Consider the following 18,924-nt stretch of genomic DNA (forward strand, 5'->3'; position numbering starts at 1 on the left):
GTCGGGGTTCAGCGTGGTCGCAACAAGTTCATGGGCGGTCGGTCCACCAGCGACACCGGCCTGGTGTGCTGGGTGTAGCCTTCGAAATCCGAGCCGACCGGGAAGAACTGAGTCAAACCGACCCCAGAGTCGGGGATACCGCACCGGGAGAACAGCGTCGCAATGACCTGACGGCTCATTACGCCCAGCTCGGCCAGGGGCCGGTTGCGGTGCGCTCGCACGCCCAGATTGACCTGGGCGATCGCGTCCAGGCCCATCCGATCGAAGGTGTCGACCAGCAGCCCGATCTCCACGCCGTAGCCCGGGGCGAACGGCACCGATATCAGCAGCTCCCGACTCGCCGCGTACTCGCCGCTCAGCGGCTGCAGCACGCAACCAAGCTCCGGCCGCAGCGCCGCCAGCAGCGGCCGCGCCACCAGCTCGGTGACCCGCCCGCCGCCCGTGGCACCGGCGCCGCCGCCGGCATCGCTGACAGTTAGTGGCCGCCGGTAGAAGCTCTTGACCAGGTGCACGCCCTCGCCGGTGAGCAGCGGGCCGACCAGCCACGGCACGAACATCGGGTGCGGATTGATCAGGTCGGAATCGACGAAAACCACGATGTCGCCGCTGGTGGCCGCCAGTGAGCGCCACAACGCCTCCCCCTTGCCGGGCCGCGTCGGAACCTCCGGCAACGCCTGTTCACGGCTGACGACACGGGCGCCGGCGGCAATGGCACGGATCTCGGTGTCGTCGGTGGAGCCTGAGTCCAGCACGATCAGCTCGTCGACCAGGCCATCAACCAGCGGTGAGATGCTGTCGATCACCGATTCGATGGTGTCTTCCTCGTTGAGGGCCGGCAGTACCACCGAGATCGTCCGCCCGGCCTTGGCCGCCACCAATTCGCCGATGGTCCAGCGGGGACGGCTAAAGCTGCGATTGGACAACCAGGTGTCCCCCGGCAACGCGGCCAGGACCCCGTCAACCAGGTCCGACGTCGTCATGCGAGCCCCCTCACCGTGCGCGTCGGTGGGCGCGTCCCCACGATCGAGGCAACCATCTCCAGCACCCGCCGAGTAGCCGTGACCTGGTGCACGCGGAACATCCGCGCGCCCGCGGCCGCGGCCAGCGCGGTGGCTGCCAGCGTCCCCTCAAGCCGTTCGGTCACGTCCACGCCCAGAGTCTCCCCGACTACGTCCTTATTGCTCAACGCCAGAAGCACAGGCCACCCGGTCTTAACAAGATCGTCCACGTGCCGCAACAGCAGCAGCCCGTGGAAGGTGTTCTTGCCGAAATCATGCGCCGGGTCGATCAGCACCCGGTCGCGAGCTACTCCGACCGCGACCGCCCGCTCGGCTGCGCCGGTGACCTGGCGGATCACGTCGTCCACCACGTGGCGGGTAGTCGTACCGTAACTCACCCGGAAGGGGCGGGTGCGGGGCTGCGCGCCACCGGTGTGCGTACACACCAGGCCCGCACCGAACTCGGCGGCCACCTCCGCGATGCCCGGGTCGACACCGCCCCAGGTGTCGTTGATCAGGTCCGCACCCGCTGCGCAGGCCTTCTTGGCCACCTCCGAGCGCCAAGTGTCGACGCTGATCAGCTGGTTCGGGTAGGCGCCGCGAAGCCACTCAATGAACGGCACCAGCCGGGCAACCTCGGTGTCGGCATCGACGTGGTCGCCGGGTCCCGCCTTGACGCCGCCGACGTCAACGACATCAGCCCCCTCGGCGATGGCCCGGTGGGCGGAGTCTCTTGCGGCCGCATCGTTGAAGGTCGCGCCCTTGTCGAAGAACGAATCCGGGGTGCGGTTCACGATCGCCATGATCAGCGGGCGGTCCGCGGCGACTGGGCGGCCGCAGAAGGTTGACTGCACGCCTTCCATAGTGCCTGGGCGCATCAAGCCTGCGGCCAGGGCCTTCAGCCCTGCGGTCGCTTACCGGCCGAAACTTCCTCGAGGTATTCGGCGTAGTACGGCACATAACCCTCGTCGCGGCCGGCCAGCACGTACAGCGGATCCGCCACATCACTGCCATAGGCTTGGCGACGCAGCTCTACCTTGCGACTCTTGAACGTCGTGGTGTGTTCCAAGGACTCCACCACCCGCAGAAAGAGCGGAAGCGCGTAGGCCGGCAGCTGGCCGTAGACCTTGCGGGCCAAGGATTTGCCATCGAATTCCGCACCATCGCGAAGTTTCACTGCGGCCATCCCGGCTCGGCCACCGGTACGTGGGATCTCGACGCCGTAGACCGTGCACTCCTCGATGGCAGCGTCCGCTGCCAACGCGGCTTCGACCTGTGTGGTGGCCACATTCTCGCCCTTCCAGCGGAAGGTGTCGCCAAGCCGATCGACGAACGCGGCATGTCCCATGCCTTGCGGGCTCATCACGTCGCCGGTGTTGAGCCAGCAGTCGCCTTCACGGAAAGCGTTGCGCACCAACTTCTTTTCGCTGGCCGCCGGGTCGGTGTAGCCGTCGAATGGCTGGAATCTGTTGACCGGGGTGAGCAACAGGCCGGGTTCACCGGAGGGCACCCGACGCACCCGTCCGTCGTCGTCCCGCAGCGGTTCACCGGTATCCGGGTCGTATTCCACATAGGCCAGCGGTATCGGCGATATCCCCGTGGTCCGCGGCAGGTTGAAGATATTGATGAACGCCGAAGTGCCTTCGCTAGAGGCGTAGAACTCGCAGACTCGCGCAATGCCGAAACGCTGCGTGAACTCCTCCCAGATCTCCGGCCGCAGCCCGTTGCCGCAGATCACCCTCACCTGGTGCGCGCGGTCGGTTGGCTTGGGTGGTTGGTTGAGCAGATACCGGCAGATTTCGCCGATGTAGATGAAGGCGGTAGCCCGGCTTGCAATCACCTCGTCCCAGAATCGCGACGCCGAAAACGACTTCCCCAGCGCCAGCGTCGCCCCGGAGTTGATCACCGACGACACCGCGACCGTCAGCGCGTTGTTGTGGTACAGCGGCAGGCAGCTGTAGAGCGTGTCGGAAGACTTCAGCCGCAGCCCCATTCCGCCGAAGATCGCTAGCACCCGCAACCAGCGCTGATGACTCATCACGCTGGCTTTGGGGAATCCGGTGGTGCCCGAGGTGAAGATATAGAACGCGGCGTCTTTAGCCCGTACCGCTGACGCGGACGCCCGGTTGGTGGCGGGTGCGGTCGCGGCGAATCGCTCCAGGTCCTCGATGGTCAGCACCTCAGCAGCCGAGCCGCCGCTATCGCTCACGGCGCTGACCAGGTCGGCCTCGGCAAGCAGCACCTTCGCGTTAAGCAGCCCCAGGCTGTGCGCCAGGACCTCGCCGCGCTGGTGGTAATTGAGCATTCCGGCGATGGCGCCGCACTTGATCGCGGCCAGCATTGCCAGCACCGCATTGGGCGAGTTACGCAGCATGATCCCGACGACGTCGCCGGGGCCGACACCACGGGCCGCCAACACCGCGGCATACCGGTTGGCGGTCGCATTGGCGTCGCGATAGGTCAACCGCTGGTCGCCGAACTTCAGAAAGACCCGGTCACCGTAGCGAGCGGCACGATCCTGGAAGACGGTGCCGATCGAGACTTTGGTTGTCGGCGTGTTCAGCAGCCCGGTCAGCACCCCGCGCAGGATCGAGGGCGTGTCGGCCAGCAAGCCCGGCAATCGCAACGCGATATCGGTGAACTTGACCGTGGCGCGCGAACCACCGTCGTGATCGGACACCAATCCCTCGATTCGTTCGACAGAGGTCAAGTTCGGCGCTCGGACCGGGCCCGCTCACACCGGTTCGCAGGCATTCAGCGCCTCACAGACCTTATCGACCACCACCAGGCGGTCCACGGCCATCTGTGAGATATACCCAGTGTCGACCAACCCGTACATCCATGCTCGCAGGCCGTCGTAGTGGCCCCAGGGATCTAGCATCACGATCGGTTTGTCGTGCACCCCGAGGTATCCCTCGGTCCACGCGTTCAACAACTCGTCCAGGGTGCCGACGCCACCTGGCAACGCAATGAAGGCGTCGGCGCGATCCTCCATGACCTGCTTACGCTCCCACATGGTGTCGGTGATGATCAGCTCGTCGGCGTCGTCGTCAGCTAGTTCCCGGTGCACCAGCAACTTGGGAATCACACCGACCGTCCAGCCGCCCCGAGCCCGCGCCGCAGAGGCGACGGCCCCCATGGCCGAAACGTGACCGCCGCCCCACACCAGGGTCCAACCCCGCTCGGCTAGCGACTCTCCGAGTGTGGCGGCGAGTTCCAACAGCTCTGGGTGGGTAGGCCCGGCCGCGCAGTACACAGCCACCGTCCACGCACCGGGCATATCGCTTTTCGCGGGCATACACCGAAAGGTAGACCACCGGCGCTGACGCCGTGCAGATTTGGGGCCATCACCGCCAAGCGCAGCGAGCGCAATAAAATTCGGCGGTGCCGATGCGATGGAACGTCCCTCAGCACGCTGCCGCCCTAGCGCAGCTGGATGTCGCGCTGAGTGACACCGCACACCCCGGCGCGGCGGTACTTGGACCCGACGGAGGCGGCAAATCCACGTTGGCCCGATTGGCCGCCGAAGGGTACGTCCGCGAGCACCCAGCCACGCTCACCCGCTGGGTGATCGGGACACCAGCCGAACGCGTGGTCCCATTCGGGGCCTTCGGCCATCTGGTGGATATCGCCGATATTGGTAAACCCGCTGCGCTGTTGCGGGCGGCCCGGGCATCGCTGGGCGGTGATGGCAACTTGTTGCTCGTCGTCGACGACGCGCATCACCTCGACATCCTGTCGGCCACCCTGGTGTATCAGCTGGCACTGGCCGGCACCGCCCGGATGATCGTGACGGCACGTGGCCCGGATTCTGGGCCCGCACCCGAGGCCATCGCCGCGCTGTGGACCGACGGCTTGCTGGACCGGATCGACATCGAACCGCCCGGCGGGGCGACCGCCCCAGCGCAGGTCGACGAATTCATCGCCGAGTTGCCGGGCGCGGCACGGTCGGTGCTCGACTATCTCGCCGTCCAGGAGCCACTGGCGCTCGCCGATCTCGCGGTCCTCGCCGGCGACGGCGCGGTGGAGCAGGCGCAAGAGTGGGGCGCCGCCGAAACCCGGGTGCGCGCCGACGACGATCCGGTCGTGTACACGGCGCACCCGCTGTTCGCCGAACGAGCACGCGTCGCGCTTGGCGACGATGGTGCGCGACGGCGGCGCACCGAGTTGGTCACGCTGCTCTCCCAGCATCCGCGCGACCACCTCAGCGACCGGCTGCGGCTGGCGTCGCTGGCACTGGACAGCGACGCGCCGCAGCCGGTCAGCGAGGTCATCGAGGCCGCGCGGCAGGCGCTGCGGCTGGGTGACCTCGCGCTCGGCGAACGACTGGCCCGCTGGGCGCTGGAGCGCTCCGGCGACCTGGCGGCGCGGCTGCATCTGGCGCACGCCCTGGGCTTCGAGGGTCGCGGCCGCGAGGCCGACGCGGTGCTGGCCGCGGTCGACTCCACCGCGTTGTCCGAACCCGAGCTGATGGCCTGGACGCAGCTGCGGGCCGCCAATCAGTTCTTCATGCTCAGCGAACCCGAGCGGGCCACCGCGTTTCTGCGGACCACGCGCAGTCGGATCACGGATGCCAGCCAGCGCGTCACCCTCGACGCGCTGAGCGCCACCTTCGCGATGAACGCGGGCAATCTCGGGCACGCCGTCGAAATGGCTCGCGAGGTGCTGGCGTCGCCGTCGGCCGATGACCAGGCGGTGGCGTGGGCGGCCAGCGCCGGCGCATTGTGTGCGGCCCGGCAGGGGCGTTTCGGCGACGTCGAGCCGCTGGCGCAGCGCGCGCTGAACGCCGAGCATCCTGGGGTGCTGCGCTTCACGATCGGGCTGGGCCAGACCACCGCGCTATTGATGGCGGGTCGGCTGGACGCGGCCCGGCAACTCGCCCAGCAGTTCACCGACTTCGCCGAACTGCAGCAGCCGGGCCGCGCGATCGGCGAGGTGCTGCTGGCGCATGTGCTGATCGCCAACGGCGAATTCGGCCAAGCGGCGGCGCTGCTCGAGCCGGCGGCGGCCACCCTGGAACGCACCGGCTACTCGTGGGGACCGCTGTCGCTGATGCTGCTGGCTACCGCGTTGGCCCAGCAGGGAGATATACCCGAGTCGGCAAAAGCGTTGCGGCGCGCGGAAACTCGACACGGAACCAAGTCGGCGTTGTTCGCGCCCGAGCTCGGGCTAGCGCGGGCCTGGACCAGGGCGACCGCCCGGGACAAGACGGGCGCCGTCACCGCGGCCAGGGAGGCGGCCCGCACCGCCGAGCGGGCCAGACAGTCGGCGGTGGCGCTGCGCTCCTGGCATGACGCCATCCGGCTGGGCGACGTCCGCGCGGTGGACCCGGCGACTCGGCTGGCCGCCGAAATCGACTGCACCGTAGGCAATATCGTCGTCCGCCACGCCCGGGCGCTGGCCGACGGCGATGCCGGGGCGCTGGCGGCGGTGGCCGACGAGCTGGCCGCGATCGGGATGGCCGCCGCGGCCGCCGATGCTGTCGCCCAGGCGCGGCGATGCGGGAACACATAGCCGGCACCGTCAGATGGGGACGACCCGGACGAGGCCTTCCAGACCGGTGAAGTCGTCGCCGTTTCGGGTGTAGAGATCAAGGCGACTGGCGTGTGCCGTCGCGGCGATCAGTAGGTCGGCAAACCGGCTCCGCGGCTTGCGTCCTTCGCGGACAACCGCGGCGGCGACGAGTCCGTAACTGCGTGCGGCCGCTGCGTCGAACGCGATCGGCTCGAGAACCGATTCCACTTCCTGCAGGCGAGCCTGTCTCTTCGCGGCTTCCACCGGGCTCGAGGCGAGTTGTGGACCAACCGCCAATTCGGCCATGGTGATTGCGGATACGGCCATCTCGTCGGGCAGCGCGGCGATCACCGCCGGGTCGTGCCAGTCGACGACGACCGAGGTGTCGACGAGACCGGATGCCACCTCAGAGTCCTTGGTCGATCAACCGGTCCAGGTCTGCACGGAACCGGCGATGATCGATACGCACCGCGGCCGCCGCTAGCGCCGCGACCTCAGCGCGGGAGATGAAGGAGCGACGACCGGCTCGTATCGGACGAAGCTCGGCCACCGGTTCACCGTTGCGGGTGACGACGAAAGTCTCACCCGCCGTTACCGCTTCGATGACCTTGGCGTTGTCATTGCGCAGTTCGCGCTGGGCGATGGTTCGCATGTGGGCCGATTGTAGCAAGAAGCGCTACAGTGAGCTACACACTCAGGTACCGGCGCAGCATGTCCACCGCGGTGGTGATCTGGCCGACCGGCACCCGCTCGTCGCGCCGGTGTGCCAGGTTGGGATCCCCGGGACCGTAGTTGACCGCCGGTACGCCCAGCGCCGCAAACCGAGACACATCGGTCCAGCCGTATTTGGCCCGGACCTGCCCACCGGCGGCCTCGACCAGGGCCTTGGCGGCGGGCTGGGACAGCCCGGGCAGCGCACCGGCCGCGGAGTCGGTCTGCTCGATCGCTACGTCGAGCCCGTCGAACACGTCGTGGATGTGTTGCAGTGCCGCTTCCGCAGACCGGTCGGGGGCAAAACGGTAGTTGACCGTGACCGAAGCCGCGTCGGGAATCACGTTGCCGGCGACACCGCCGTCAACACGGACCGCCGACAAGCCCTCGCGGTAGGTGCAACCATCGATGTCGACGCTGCGTGCCCGATACCCTGCCAGCCGATCCAGCACCGCGCCCAGCTTGTGAATTGCGTTGTCGCCCAGCCAAGAACGAGCCGAATGTGCGCGGGTGCCGGTGGCGCTGATGACGACCCGCAGCGTGCCCTGGCAGCCGGCCTCGATCCAGCCGGCGGTGGGCTCGCCCAGAATGGCCACGTCGGCGGCCAGCCAGTCCGGCAGCTCCCGCTGGATACGGCCCAAACCGTTTGCCGCCGAATCGATTTCCTCGCAGTCGTAGAAAACCAAAGTCAGGTCGTGCACCGGTTCGGCCACGGTGGCCGCCAGATGAAGGAAAACCGCGTCACCCGATTTCATGTCCGCGGTGCCGCAGCCATGCAATTCGCCATTTTCGATCCTGCTGGGCAGGTTGTCGGCCACCGGCACGGTGTCCAGATGCCCGGCCAGCAGCACCCGCGAAGGCCGGTGCAGCGAGGTGCGTGCCAACACGGCGTTGCCATTACGAATGAGCTCGAAGCCGGAAGTCTGCGTGCGCAGCGCTGTCTCGACCTCGTCGGCAATGCGCGCCTCGCTCCGCGACTCGCTGGGGATGTCGACCAGCGCCGCGGTCAACGCAACGGGATCCCCACGCAAGTCCAGCACGCACCAAGTATGCCGAGCAGACGCAAAAGCCCCCACTTCGGCCCGAAAATAGGGACTTTTGTGTCTGCTCGGCGGGGAAAGTAACCTGACCGCCGTGACTGGAGCTGTAGGAATTGGCCTGGCGACCCTCGCCTCGGACGGATCGGTCCTCGACACCTGGTTCCCCGCACCGGAACTGACCGAATCGGCCACCAGCGCTACCACACGACTGGCATTGTCCGACGTGCCGCCGGAGCTGGCCGCCCTGGTCGGCCGCGACGACGACCGCAGCACCGAGACCGTTGCGGTTCGCACGGTCATCGGCTCGCTGGACGATGTCGCCGCCGACGCCTATGACGCCTACCTGCGGTTGCATCTGCTGTCGCACCGCCTGGTGGCGCCGCACGGGCTGAACGCCGGTGGCTTGTTCGGGGTATTGACCAATGTGGTGTGGACCAACCGGGGCCCCTGCGCAATCGACAGCTTCGAAGCGGTGCGGGCGCGGTTACGCCGCCACGGACCGGTGACGGTGTACGGCGTCGACAAGTTCCCCCGAATGGTCGACTACGTCATGCCTTCCGGCGTGCGCATCGCCGACGCCGACCGAGTGCGGCTGGGCGCCCACCTGGCGCCGGGCACCACCGTGATGCATGAGGGCTTCGTCAATTACAACGCCGGCACCCTGGGCGCGTCGATGGTGGAGGGCCGCATCTCGGCGGGCGTGGTGGTGGGCGACGGCTCTGACATCGGCGGCGGGGCATCGATCATGGGCACGCTGTCTGGCGGTGGCACGCAAGTCATTTCGATCGGCAAGCGCTGTCTGCTCGGCGCCAATTCCGGCTTGGGCATCTCGCTGGGCGACGACTGCGTGGTCGAGGCCGGGCTGTACGTCACCGCCGGCACCAAGGTCACCACGCCCGACGGCACCTCGGTCAAGGCGCGTGAGCTCTCCGGCAGCAGCAATCTGCTGTTCCGGCGCAACTCCGTGACAGGCGCGGTCGAGGTGGTGGCCCGCGACGGCCAGGGGATCCAGCTCAACGAGGACCTGCACACCAACTAACTGCTGGCAAGCGCTGTTCCGGCGGTCTCGGGCAGTAGGTAGGCGCACAGCAGGCTGCTCAACACCAAGGCGACCAGCATCAGGCCGATCGCCCCGCTGCCATAGGCCACCCGTAGCGGTCCGGCGATCAGGGGCGGAACCGCGCCGCCAATGATCCCGGCGAGATTGACCGAGAGCGCCGTGCCCGTGTAGCGCCACCGAGTCGCGAATAGTTCGGGCAGAAACGCCGGCGCAGGTCCGTAACCAAATGACGCGATGGCATACATGCCGACGATCGCCACGGCGAACAGCGTCGGGTTGCCGGAATCGATGAGTGGCATGACCACAAGCGACCAAGGCAGCGCCACCGCCCAGGCGATCAACACGATGCGTCGCCGGCCAACTTGATCACTGAGAGCGGCCGCGAGCGCACCGAACACAATGCACGTCAACCCACCCAGCACACCGTCGAACAAGATGAGACCGCGCGAATACCCCAGGTGGGCGTGGGCGTAACTGGCGAGATAGGTGCTCGCCAGGTAGACGAAGCCGAAACATGTCATCGCGCTGCCCGCGGCCAGGATCAGTTCACGGCGCTGCCGGCGCAGCACTTCGACGACGGGCACTTTCGGCGTGATTTTTTCACTCGCGAACACCGGCGTCTCGTTGATGTTGAGTCGCACATACAGGGCGATGCCGATCAGCACCGCACTGATCAAAAACGGTATGCGCCAGCCCCACTGCAAAAATGCTGGGCTGCTTTCGCCGACGGTGTAGTTCACGCACAGGAAGGCCAGACTGCCCAGTACCAGCGCGATGCCACCACCGACGAGGGTGAACATGCCAAACAAGCCGCGTTTGGCAGCGGGTGCCGATTCGGTGCTCAATAGCGCAGATCCGGCCCATTGGCCACCGAGGGCAAATCCTTGCAGTAGCCGCAGCACGGTCAGGATGAGTGGGGCTGCCCCGCCAATCGTCGCCGCACTGGGAACCAGTCCGACGGTCACGGTGGACAACGCCATTACCAACAGCGTGGCGACCAGCGTCCTTTTGCGGCCCAGGCGGTCCCCGAAGTACCCGAAGACGCCCGCGCCGAGCGGCCGGGATACAAATGCCGCGGCAAATGTTCCCATCGATGCCACCGTGGCCACCGCCGGACTGAGGTGCGGGAAGAACACAGTGGGAAACACCAGCGCGGCCGCAGTGCCGTAGATGAGGAAGTCGTAGAACTCGATGGCCGATCCGACAAGGCAAGCGACCGCTACCCGTTTCATCGATGTGACCGCTGGGCTGGGGCTAATGCTAATCGTCCCGCCAACCGTCACGCCAAGAAACGATATCCGGCCCTGCTGTGGCTTCATCCCGCGAAGATACTGCCAACATCCTGTGCGTGTTGGCCTGATAGTTCCGTAGGTGCTATCCGGCGGCCGGGATGGTCGGCATCACGAACGCGCGCGGCGGGAGTCGCAGCGCATCGGAGACCCCGCCGCCAGCCCTACCGGACGCCTGCCCGAGGGGCAGCCCGCCCATCATGTGTCCGGGCGCACTTTCGGCGGCGCTGGCCAGGCTCGTCAGTGGCAACGCTCGGGCCGCCGGGACGACCGCCTGGTTTGCCGCGGCCCAGGCTTGCGGAACCGAGAGGCCGCCGACCGAAGCGGCGCGACCCAAGCCGGCCGCCACGCCGTTGCCCAGGCCCGAGGAGCCCAGCCCGCTGCCCAGCGACCCCATGGCCTTAGCCCCGCTTTCGACCGCACCTTCTACAGCCTTGGCCGCCGCCGGAGCCAGCCCCTTCAGCATCGAGCTCGTCGTGTTGGTCATCGAAATACCCGAGTTGAGCATCGAAACGTGGTTGTTGACCATCGACACCATGTTGCTGATCGGCGACAAGTGCGGCGAGATGGATTTCCAGATCCCGCCGATCTTGCTGGACGGCGACGCGGACTGGGTGGGCTCGGCAAGCTGTTGCAACGCCTGGGGAACATTCGACATCAACTGGTTGGCCGCTGCGGTGTCGGTCGCCTCCTCGACCGCGGCAGCCTGCTCGACCAACCCACCGCTGTTGACGATCTCCGGCGCGTCCTCGAACGGCGTCAACGTCTCGGCGGCCACCGCCGCAGAGGCCGCATACCCATACATCGCGGCCGCGTCTTGGGCCCAAAACTCGCCGTACTCGGCCTCGTTGGCCGCGATCGCCGGCGTGTTTTGCCCCAACAGGTTGGTCGCGATCAGCATCATCAATTCGATGCGGTTCTCGGCGATCACCGGCGGCGGGACCGTCAGCCCAAACGCCGCCTCATAGGCCGCCGCGGCAATCCTGGCCTGGTTGGCGGTCAGCTCGGCCTGGGCAGCCGTCACACTCATCCACGCCACGTACGGCGAGGCAGCCGCGGCCATCAAACCCGACGACGCACCCAGCCAAGACCCCGCTGCTAAACCCCAGACCACCGACTGAAACGAGGACGCGGCCTGGTAGAGATCAACGGCCACACCGTCCCAGGTCTCCGCGGCCACCAGTATCGAGCCCGAACCCGGACCGGCATACATCTTCGCGGAGTTGATCTCCGGGGGTAACGCTCCGAAATCCATCTGTGTCTGATTTCCTTCTACTCGGATGCCGTCAAGCCACTTAGCCAGTCGCCACAGCGTTGGCAACCTCGGTGGCCGCGTACGAACTGGCACTGGTAGCCAGGGTGGCCACAAACTGCTCATGGATCACCGCGGCCTTGGCGCTCACCGCTTGAAACATCGCCGCGTGCGTACCGAATTGCACCGCAAGCAGCGTCGACACCTCGTCGGCCGCCGGAGGAAGGATCCCCGTTGTCGGGGCAGCCGCAGCCGTGCTGCTGGCCGCGGTCGTCGTCCCGATAGTCTGCAGGACGCCGGCGGCCGCCGCCAGCGTCTCTGGTTGTGCCGTCATGAAAGACATGCGCTTTCCTCCTCAGAAGAATCCGAGCAATCGCCGGGGATCAAGACTTATTGGTAGGCAAGCGATCTGATCGCTTGCCTGCTGAGCACCGCCCAAATTGGTGGTGTCGAACTGGTCTCAATGATTGCGATTGCACAACGGTTGCAAAAGGTTAAATCCACCCTAAGAAGGCGGGCACAGGGTGCAAATTGCATCCACCCGCGCGGCCAACGGTCGAATCTTCCCAACCAGCCCCAACCGCAGGTGCACAATGCACACGCGGACTATGAACAACCTGTCGGCGCCGAAACCCAAAATACTTCTTTTGTTTACTTTTTATTCACTTTGCCTAGGCGCGCTGACCAGACGCACGATGGGAGCCCGGCCGCCCCGGCGTCCAGCATTTGCATCGGAGTGATCAGAATTGTTGGTGGCCAAGCGATCTAGTGGGTAGCGCACTCCATCTCGGTTGCGCCGCGGGGGCCCAGAGGTGAAATCTTCTCAACGGGCCCTGGTTCGGAGTGCAAGTTGCACACACCGGTCCTACACTCCTGCCCATGCCCAAGCAACGCCCGTCGCCACGAGTGCGTGAACTGATTCGTGAGGGGGCACGGATCTCGCTCAACCCCAGCAACGAGTGGCTCGACAAGCTTGACCACGCGACCGTGGCGATCAGCCCTGCCATCGCCAACGACCCGGTTCTGGCGAAAGTTGTTCGGCGCGCCAATCGTGCGCACCTTGTCCACTGGGCTACCGCCAACATGCGTGACCCTGGTGCCCCGGTGCCGGCGAACCTTGGCTCCGAGCCGTTGAGCATGGCGCGGGATCTGGTACGCCGCGGGCTGGACGTGCTGGCGCTCGACATTTATCGAGTCGGAGAATACATCGCCTGGCGACGCTGGATGCAGATCGCGTTCGACCTCACCTCCGACCCGCAGGAACTGCGCGAAATGCTGGACGTCTCCGCGCAATCGATCAACGAGTACCTAGCGGCCACGCGCGAGGGCATCGCCGCGCACGTACAGTTAGAACACGACGAACTGACCCGCGGCAGCCACGCGGAACGCCTCGAAGTCGTCGGCCTCATTGTTGACGGAGCCCCCATCAGCGGCGAGCGCGCCGAAGCGCGATTGGGCTACCGTCTCGGCCAAACCCACACCGCCGCCGTGATCTGGAGTGACGACCTCGACGGCGACCACAGCTACCTCGACCAAGCCGCTGACGCATTCAGCCACGCGGTCGGATCGGCACAACAGTTGATCGTGATGGCTAGTGCCGCCACCCGCTGGGTGTGGCTAGCCGATGCCGCGGGCATCGACCCCGACGAGGTCCAGCAGACGCTGGTCCGCCTGCCCAAGGCGCGTATCGCCATCGGGACCACCGCGCCCGGCCTCGAAGGCTTCCGGCGCAGCCACCTAGATGCTCTCACCACTCAGCGCACGTTAGCCCGGCTCGAATCGCACCAGCAGGTCGCGTTCTTCGCTGACGTTAAATTGGTTTCGTTGATCACCCAAAATCCGCAAGCTGCAGACGAATTCATCACAAGCACACTCGGAGAGTTCGAGTCAGCCAGTCCTGGTATGCAGCAAGCCTTGCTGACCTTCATCAACGAACAGTGCAACGCGTCCCGCGCCGCGAAACGTCTTTTCACCCACCGCAACACATTGTTGCGCAGGATTGAGTCAGCACAACGCCTGTTACCCCGGCCCCTGGACCACACCACGGTCCACGTCGCCGTCGCCCTGGAAGCGCTCCAGTGGCGCGGCAACCACGCCAATGCCGTCCGCGGCAACGAGGTTCCCGCGTAATTTCGCTTAGCCCTCCGCAAGCAATTGCTTCTTGAGGACCTTGCCCAGTGCGTTGCGCGGCAGCGCATCCACGATGCGTACCTCCCGTGGCCGCTTGTGCACCGAAAGCTGTTGGGCAACATACTGAATCAGTTCATCAGGGCCAGCTGGCCCAACGACGTACGCGACGATACGCTGGCCCAAATCCTCGTCGGGCAGTCCGACAACGGCCGCCTCCGCCACATCCGGATGTCCGAGCAGCGCCGTCTCGATTTCGCCTGCGCCGATGCGGTATCCGCCCGACTTGATCAGGTCGACCGACTCGCGTCCCACGATGCGATGCATGCCGCCATCGTCGACGGCCGCGACGTCGCCGGTGCGGTACCAGCCGTCGGCGTCGAACGCCTCGGCGGTAGCGTCCGGACGATTCAAGTACCCATCGAACAGCGTCCGGCCGCGCACCTGAAGCCGCCCAACGGTTTCCCCGTCATGCGGAACCGGATCGCCGTTGTCGTCGACCAGTCGGGTCTGTACACCGGTCAGCGGCAGGCCCACCCAGCCGGGCCGACGTTCGCCGTCGGCGCGCGTCGACAGCGTAATCAGTGACTCTGTAGCGCCATACCGCTCGATTGGACGATGCCCGGCGAGCTGCTCTAGCCGGTCGAACACCGGCACAGGCAGCGCCGCACTCCCCGACACCAGTAGCCGCGCCGATCTGAGGGCCTCGGCAGCGGCACGGTCGGCCACCACCCGCGACCACACCGTCGGCACCCCGAAATACAGCGTGCCTTGCGCTTGCGCGTAGTTGGCTGGCGTCGGTTTCCCGGTGTGTACCAGGCGATTTCCGAATCTCAGCGATCCGAGCAGGCCCAGCACCAGCCCGTGAATGTGATACAGCGGCAAACCATGCACCAAAACGTCGTCGGCCGTCCACTGCCAGGCTTCGGCCAAGGAGTCCAGGTCGGCGGCGATCGCGCGCCGGGTCAGTTGCACGCCCTTGGGCGGGCCGGTGGTGCCCGAGGTGTAAACCACCATTGCGACGGCGTCGGGTGACGGCTCGGGGTAGCGGTGCCACGAACGGGCGTGCAAACGCACCGGGATGTGCGGCAACCCTTCCGGCTCCTCGGGCGCTGGCCCTAGCCAAGCCTGGGCGCCGGAATCGGTCAGCATGTGCCGGCGTTCGGCCACACCGACGTCGGCAGGTACCGGGACGACGGGCACACCGGCAATCAGGCAGCCGGTGATCGCCAGCACCGTCGACGCCGTCGGCGTGGCCAGCACCGCGACCCGGTGCGCGCCGCCGACCCGTTCGGCCACCGAGGTTGCCGCACCGACGAGGTCGCTGCGGCTCAGCACGGCGCCGTCGATGCGCACCGCGTCGGCGATGTCGTTGGCGTTGACGACCGAGGGGTTCAGCGAAGCCAGCAGCACGTGAGGCAGGCTACCCTCCAGCCTCCCCGATCTGTCTCGTCAGGCTGGGTTGCGTCGCAACCGCATATCGTCGGCCGCATACCACTGTGGCGGCGCGTCGGGCCGCGGGAAAAATGGCCGCAGTACCGCTGGCGCCCGGAACGGCGCCCATACGCCCTGTGGCTGCGCCAGCCGGTCTGCGATGGCCCAAACCACGGGCGGATTGTGGCCGTAGCCGATGTGACTGCTCCGCACCGCGATATTCTCCGCACGCTCCGCGGCCGGGTTCATACACGTCTGCCAGGCGACCATGCCGTCGCAACGCGAGTAGATTGCGGTGGTCGGCACCGGCAGCGCTTCGCTTTCCGATTGCAGCGGCAACTCGTGCCGCTCGGCGTGCAGGTGTGCGTAGCGGTTGTAACTCCACGTGGAACGCGATTCGCTGCCGTCTCGCATGCCGAACGGGCTGCCGAGCGTGATCACCTGGCGCACCGACGACGGATGATTGCGGGCCAGGTTCCGCGCGAAGATGCCACCGAGACTCCACCCGATAAGGCTGACCGGAGCGTCGTATCGGGTGTGCAGTTTCTCCAGGAGCTCGATCATCCCGTCCACCGCTTTGGCTGTGGGGCCGATGTTGCGACCGAGGCCCCAGCCATATGCCCGATACCCGAGGCGGCGCAGTATCCGCCGCAATATCCAGGTGGAACCGTCCCCAGCCAGCAGGCCGGGCAGCACCAGGACCGGATGCCCGTCCCCAACCGGTAGTACCCGCTGCAGCGGGAGAACGCCGAGCAATTGCCCGTACTCGATGCCCGCTCGCGGTATGTCGGTCAGGTAGAGAAACCATGTGGGGGGTTCGGCTGGACGATCAACAAGCTCTGACACGCGCATCAGCATGTCATATCGCGGCGGCCAGTGGTCACAAATCAGTTACCCACGTCGCTGTCCCAGATCTTCATCAGGGTGGCCAGTATCTCCTCGCCGCGGCCCAGCCCGGCGAGATGACTCTCGCCGGGCAAGTGGTAAAGCTCGGCGTCGGGCAACCGGGAGACGACGTGCTCACCGTGGGAGAACGGAATGATGTGGTCGTGGTCGCCGTGCCACCAGCGGACCGGAACTTTCACCTCGTCGAGTCGAAAGCCCCAGTCGCGGGCAAAGGCGATGACGTCGGCGAACGGGGCAGCCAGCTGCTTGCGGCTGCCGTTGAGCAAGTCGTCGAGGAACATGGCCTTGAGCTCGGGACGGGTCAGCAGATGTCGGTCGGCTTGAGGCGAGAGCAGGGCATACACGTCCAGCGCGGGGGACGCTACGGGGCGGGCCGCCCGGATGAGCATGCTGGCGCCGAGCCGAAGCGGGCTCCCTCCCATTCTCAGTAGCGGCGCGACCCACAAACCAACGGTCATCAGGCCGCCACTGATCGCATCGGGACCGCACGTCGGTGCCACGCCGCCCAGCACGCCGGCGGCCACCACCCGGTCGGGCAGGCCCGCTGCGCACGCGAGGGTGTATGGACCGCCGCCGGACAGGCCGACGACCGCCATGTTGTCGATCCCGAGGGTGTCCGCGATGGTCCGCAGGTCATCGGCGAAGGCGGAGATGGTCTCGTACTGATACGGCGTCGAGGAGCCGATGCCGGGGCGGTCGACACCGATCAGGCGGATGTGGTGGTGTTCGGCATAGACCCGGGCCTCGGTCGGAATCTGTCGGCGCGCCCCGGGAGTGCCGTGCAGCCAGAAGACTGCACGACCCTGCGGGGCGCCAAACTCGGCGAAGCCGATCTGACGGCCTTCGCCGACGGCGATGTTCCCTTCGAGCTTGGGTCGGGCAATAGCTACGGACATGCCGAGCAGCTTTTCATGTGGGGGCTTGGTGCATCATCCGGGGGATCGCAGTGGCGTTACGCTCGCGCTGAAAGCGGAATCCCGATGGCCTTCGGCTCCATGTACTGATGCAATCCACGAATTCCGCCGCCCTCACGGCCGAACCCGCTCAGCTTGAAACCACCGAACGGCGCATCTCCCGGACCGCAACCGTTGACCGCGATCTGGCCGGTGCGAATGCGGCGAGCAACACCGGTGGCTCGGTCCACGTCGGCACCCCATACCGCACCGGAAAGTCCGTACCGAGAGTTGTTGGCGATCGCCACCGCGTCGTCGTCGTCACGATAGCGCAGCACGCTCAACACCGGCCCGAACACCTCTTCTTGCGCGACAGTCGAATCCGGGTCGACGTCGGTGAGAATCGTTGGCTCGTAATAGAAGCCGACATCCAGTCCGGCTGGTCGGCCGCCACCGGTCATCAGTTTGGCGCCGTCGTGGACCGCCCCGCTGACGTGTGCCGCAACCCGGTCGCGCTGTGCCGCACTGATCAGCGGCCCCATTTGCACGTCCGGATCCGTTGGGTCACCGACCTTTACGTCACGCGCCAGCACGACAAGCCGATCGACAACCTCATCGTGCATCGATTCGGGAAGCAGCAGCCGGCTGTGCAGGATGCAAGCCTGTCCGGCGTGCAGTGAGCAGCAATCGAACAGCATCTGTTCGAGCGTTCGATCCGTCAGCTCGGTGTCGTCCAAGACGATGCTTGCCGACTTCCCGCCGCATTCCAGCAAGATGCGCTTCATGGTTTGACCCGCGGCGGACATCACCTCACAACCGACGGCCGAGCTGCCGGTAAAGCTGACCATGTCGATTCTCGGGTCGGTGGTGAGCAGTTTCGAGGCCTCGACACGCGACGGCGTGACGACATTGACAACACCCGGCGGAATGTCGGTGTACTCGTCGATGATCCACGCCAGCGCGAGCCCGGCAAGCGGCGTCAGCGGCGAGGGTTTGAGCACGACGGTATTGCCCGCGGCCAGCGCGTTGTTGACCTTCATGACGTTAAGGCAGTGCGGGAAGTTCCACGGCGTCAGAATCGATACGACGCCCAGCGGCTCGTACCGCAACAACGTCGATCCGGCACCGATTCCGGTAATCGGCTCGTCGGCCAGCTTCGCGGCGAGCTGAGCGGCGTGCATGGACATGTACCCCGCGCCGTCGACCTGCATCACGCGCTCATTGGCGATGCAACCCCACTCGACTTGGGACAGCGCGAAAAGCTCGTCGTTGTGCTGGAGCAGCGCATCGCCGAGCTGAGTGAGACAACCGGCGCGCTCCTGCGGAGACGTCGAGCCCCACGGCCCGTCGTCGAATGCGCGCCGCGCGGCGGCGATCGCGTCACCGACCTGGCCGACGCTGGCATCGGGCGCGGTGGCGATGACCGCCTCGGTCGCCGGGGAGACGTCGTCGTAGCGACCGTCCTCCGGCTCGACCCACCGTCCATCGATGTAGAGCTGGTACGTGTCGAGAAGCCCAATAGACTCGGCCATTTTCTTCCCCACCCGATCGTCGGTCATCTAAACACTTGGTGTACACCCGTCGGACCGGTGCGTCAATTGACAGTGCTAACCCATGCGGAGTAGACACGACTCACAAGACAGATAACGCTAATCTGTCGGATCGCAGCTTCCGGGAGGGTCGCCGTGCACACCACCAAG

17 protein-coding genes are annotated in these 18,924 nt (G+C 66.3%); 3 read left to right on the forward strand and 14 right to left on the reverse strand.

What is annotated here, in order from left to right:
- Positions 1-8: 8 nt before the first annotated feature.
- The 4 genes from AADZ78_RS20260 to AADZ78_RS20275 all read right to left on the reverse strand — a co-directional run bounded on the left by AADZ78_RS20260 (position 9) and on the right by AADZ78_RS20275 (position 4,296).
- Positions 9-980, reverse strand: a complete 972-nt coding sequence (locus AADZ78_RS20260) for a glucosyl-3-phosphoglycerate synthase (RefSeq protein ID WP_085253124.1) — start codon at positions 978-980, stop codon at positions 9-11.
- Positions 977-1,801: a dihydropteroate synthase gene (folP, locus tag AADZ78_RS20265; RefSeq protein ID WP_249044908.1), complete on the reverse strand. Its 825-nt coding sequence runs from the start codon at positions 1,799-1,801 to the stop codon at positions 977-979. Before folP ends, AADZ78_RS20260 begins: the two co-directional genes overlap by 4 nt.
- Positions 1,802-1,896: 95 nt before the next feature.
- Positions 1,897-3,678 carry a long-chain-acyl-CoA synthetase FadD6 gene (fadD6, locus tag AADZ78_RS20270; protein ID WP_085253155.1) on the reverse strand — a complete coding sequence of 594 codons (1,782 nt, stop codon included), beginning with the start codon at positions 3,676-3,678 and terminating at the stop codon, positions 1,897-1,899.
- Between the two features lie 54 nt (positions 3,679-3,732).
- On the reverse strand, positions 3,733-4,296 hold the full coding sequence (locus AADZ78_RS20275; protein WP_085253125.1) for a TIGR00730 family Rossman fold protein: 564 nt from the start codon (positions 4,294-4,296) through the stop codon (positions 3,733-3,735).
- 86 nt (positions 4,297-4,382) lie between these two features.
- Between AADZ78_RS20275 and AADZ78_RS20280 the strand changes: the two genes are divergently transcribed.
- Positions 4,383-6,512, forward strand: coding sequence for an AAA family ATPase (locus AADZ78_RS20280; RefSeq protein ID WP_085253126.1), 2,130 nt, complete (start codon positions 4,383-4,385; stop codon positions 6,510-6,512).
- Positions 6,513-6,521: 9 nt separating this feature from the next.
- On the opposite strand, the gene AADZ78_RS20285 is transcribed toward AADZ78_RS20280, so the two are convergent.
- Genes AADZ78_RS20285 through dapE form a run of 3 tightly spaced genes read right to left on the reverse strand, consistent with a single transcriptional unit; the run spans position 6,522 to position 8,263 of the window.
- The gene (locus tag AADZ78_RS20285) at positions 6,522-6,917 is read right to left on the reverse strand and encodes a type II toxin-antitoxin system VapC family toxin (RefSeq protein ID WP_085253127.1); all 396 of its coding nucleotides are present in this window, start codon (positions 6,915-6,917) and stop codon (positions 6,522-6,524) included.
- 1 nt (position 6,918) lies between these two features.
- Positions 6,919-7,164, reverse strand: coding sequence for a type II toxin-antitoxin system Phd/YefM family antitoxin (locus tag AADZ78_RS20290; protein WP_085253128.1), 246 nt, complete (start codon positions 7,162-7,164; stop codon positions 6,919-6,921).
- A 34-nt stretch (positions 7,165-7,198) separates the two neighbouring features.
- The gene (gene dapE / locus AADZ78_RS20295) at positions 7,199-8,263 is read right to left on the reverse strand and encodes a succinyl-diaminopimelate desuccinylase (protein ID WP_085253129.1); all 1,065 of its coding nucleotides are present in this window, start codon (positions 8,261-8,263) and stop codon (positions 7,199-7,201) included.
- An 85-nt stretch (positions 8,264-8,348) separates the two neighbouring features.
- Between dapE and dapD the strand changes: the two genes are divergently transcribed.
- Positions 8,349-9,302 (forward strand): 2,3,4,5-tetrahydropyridine-2,6-dicarboxylate N-succinyltransferase, encoded by a 954-nt coding sequence (dapD, locus tag AADZ78_RS20300; RefSeq protein WP_139829060.1) that lies wholly within the window; start codon positions 8,349-8,351, stop codon positions 9,300-9,302.
- Here dapD and AADZ78_RS20305 read toward each other — a convergent pair.
- The 3 genes from AADZ78_RS20305 to AADZ78_RS20315 form a co-directional block, all read right to left on the reverse strand.
- Positions 9,299-10,555, reverse strand: coding sequence for an MFS transporter (locus AADZ78_RS20305; protein WP_085253130.1), 1,257 nt, complete (start codon positions 10,553-10,555; stop codon positions 9,299-9,301). The two genes, dapD and AADZ78_RS20305, sit on opposite strands and share 4 nt — an antisense overlap.
- Positions 10,556-10,697: 142 nt before the next feature.
- Positions 10,698-11,867: a PPE family protein gene (locus AADZ78_RS20310; protein WP_085253131.1), complete on the reverse strand. Its 1,170-nt coding sequence runs from the start codon at positions 11,865-11,867 to the stop codon at positions 10,698-10,700.
- Between the two features lie 40 nt (positions 11,868-11,907).
- Entirely contained in the window at positions 11,908-12,207 is a 300-nt protein-coding gene (locus tag AADZ78_RS20315; RefSeq protein ID WP_085253132.1) for a PE family protein, read from the reverse strand.
- A gap of 536 nt (positions 12,208-12,743) precedes the next feature.
- On the opposite strand from AADZ78_RS20315, the gene AADZ78_RS20320 reads away from it, so the two are divergent.
- A complete protein-coding gene (locus tag AADZ78_RS20320) occupies positions 12,744-13,994 on the forward strand; it encodes a PucR family transcriptional regulator (protein ID WP_085253133.1) in 1,251 nt (416 codons plus the stop codon).
- A gap of 6 nt (positions 13,995-14,000) precedes the next feature.
- Here AADZ78_RS20320 and AADZ78_RS20325 read toward each other — a convergent pair whose 3' ends face one another.
- From AADZ78_RS20325 to AADZ78_RS20340, 4 genes are read right to left on the reverse strand one after another with little or no spacing between them, the layout of a single operon-like run.
- Positions 14,001-15,404, reverse strand: coding sequence for an acyl-CoA synthetase (locus tag AADZ78_RS20325; protein ID WP_085253134.1), 1,404 nt, complete (start codon positions 15,402-15,404; stop codon positions 14,001-14,003).
- Positions 15,405-15,443: 39 nt separating this feature from the next.
- Positions 15,444-16,283: an esterase/lipase family protein gene (locus AADZ78_RS20330; RefSeq protein ID WP_085253135.1), complete on the reverse strand. Its 840-nt coding sequence runs from the start codon at positions 16,281-16,283 to the stop codon at positions 15,444-15,446.
- A gap of 29 nt (positions 16,284-16,312) precedes the next feature.
- On the reverse strand, positions 16,313-17,227 hold the full coding sequence (locus tag AADZ78_RS20335; protein WP_085253136.1) for an alpha/beta fold hydrolase: 915 nt from the start codon (positions 17,225-17,227) through the stop codon (positions 16,313-16,315).
- A 56-nt stretch (positions 17,228-17,283) separates the two neighbouring features.
- The gene (locus tag AADZ78_RS20340) at positions 17,284-18,756 is read right to left on the reverse strand and encodes an aldehyde dehydrogenase family protein (RefSeq protein WP_085253158.1); all 1,473 of its coding nucleotides are present in this window, start codon (positions 18,754-18,756) and stop codon (positions 17,284-17,286) included.
- Positions 18,757-18,924: the final 168 nt, after the last annotated feature.

This window comes from Mycobacterium riyadhense (assembly GCF_963853645.1).
In the GTDB taxonomy this organism is placed as follows: Bacteria; Actinomycetota; Actinomycetes; order Mycobacteriales; family Mycobacteriaceae; genus Mycobacterium; species Mycobacterium riyadhense.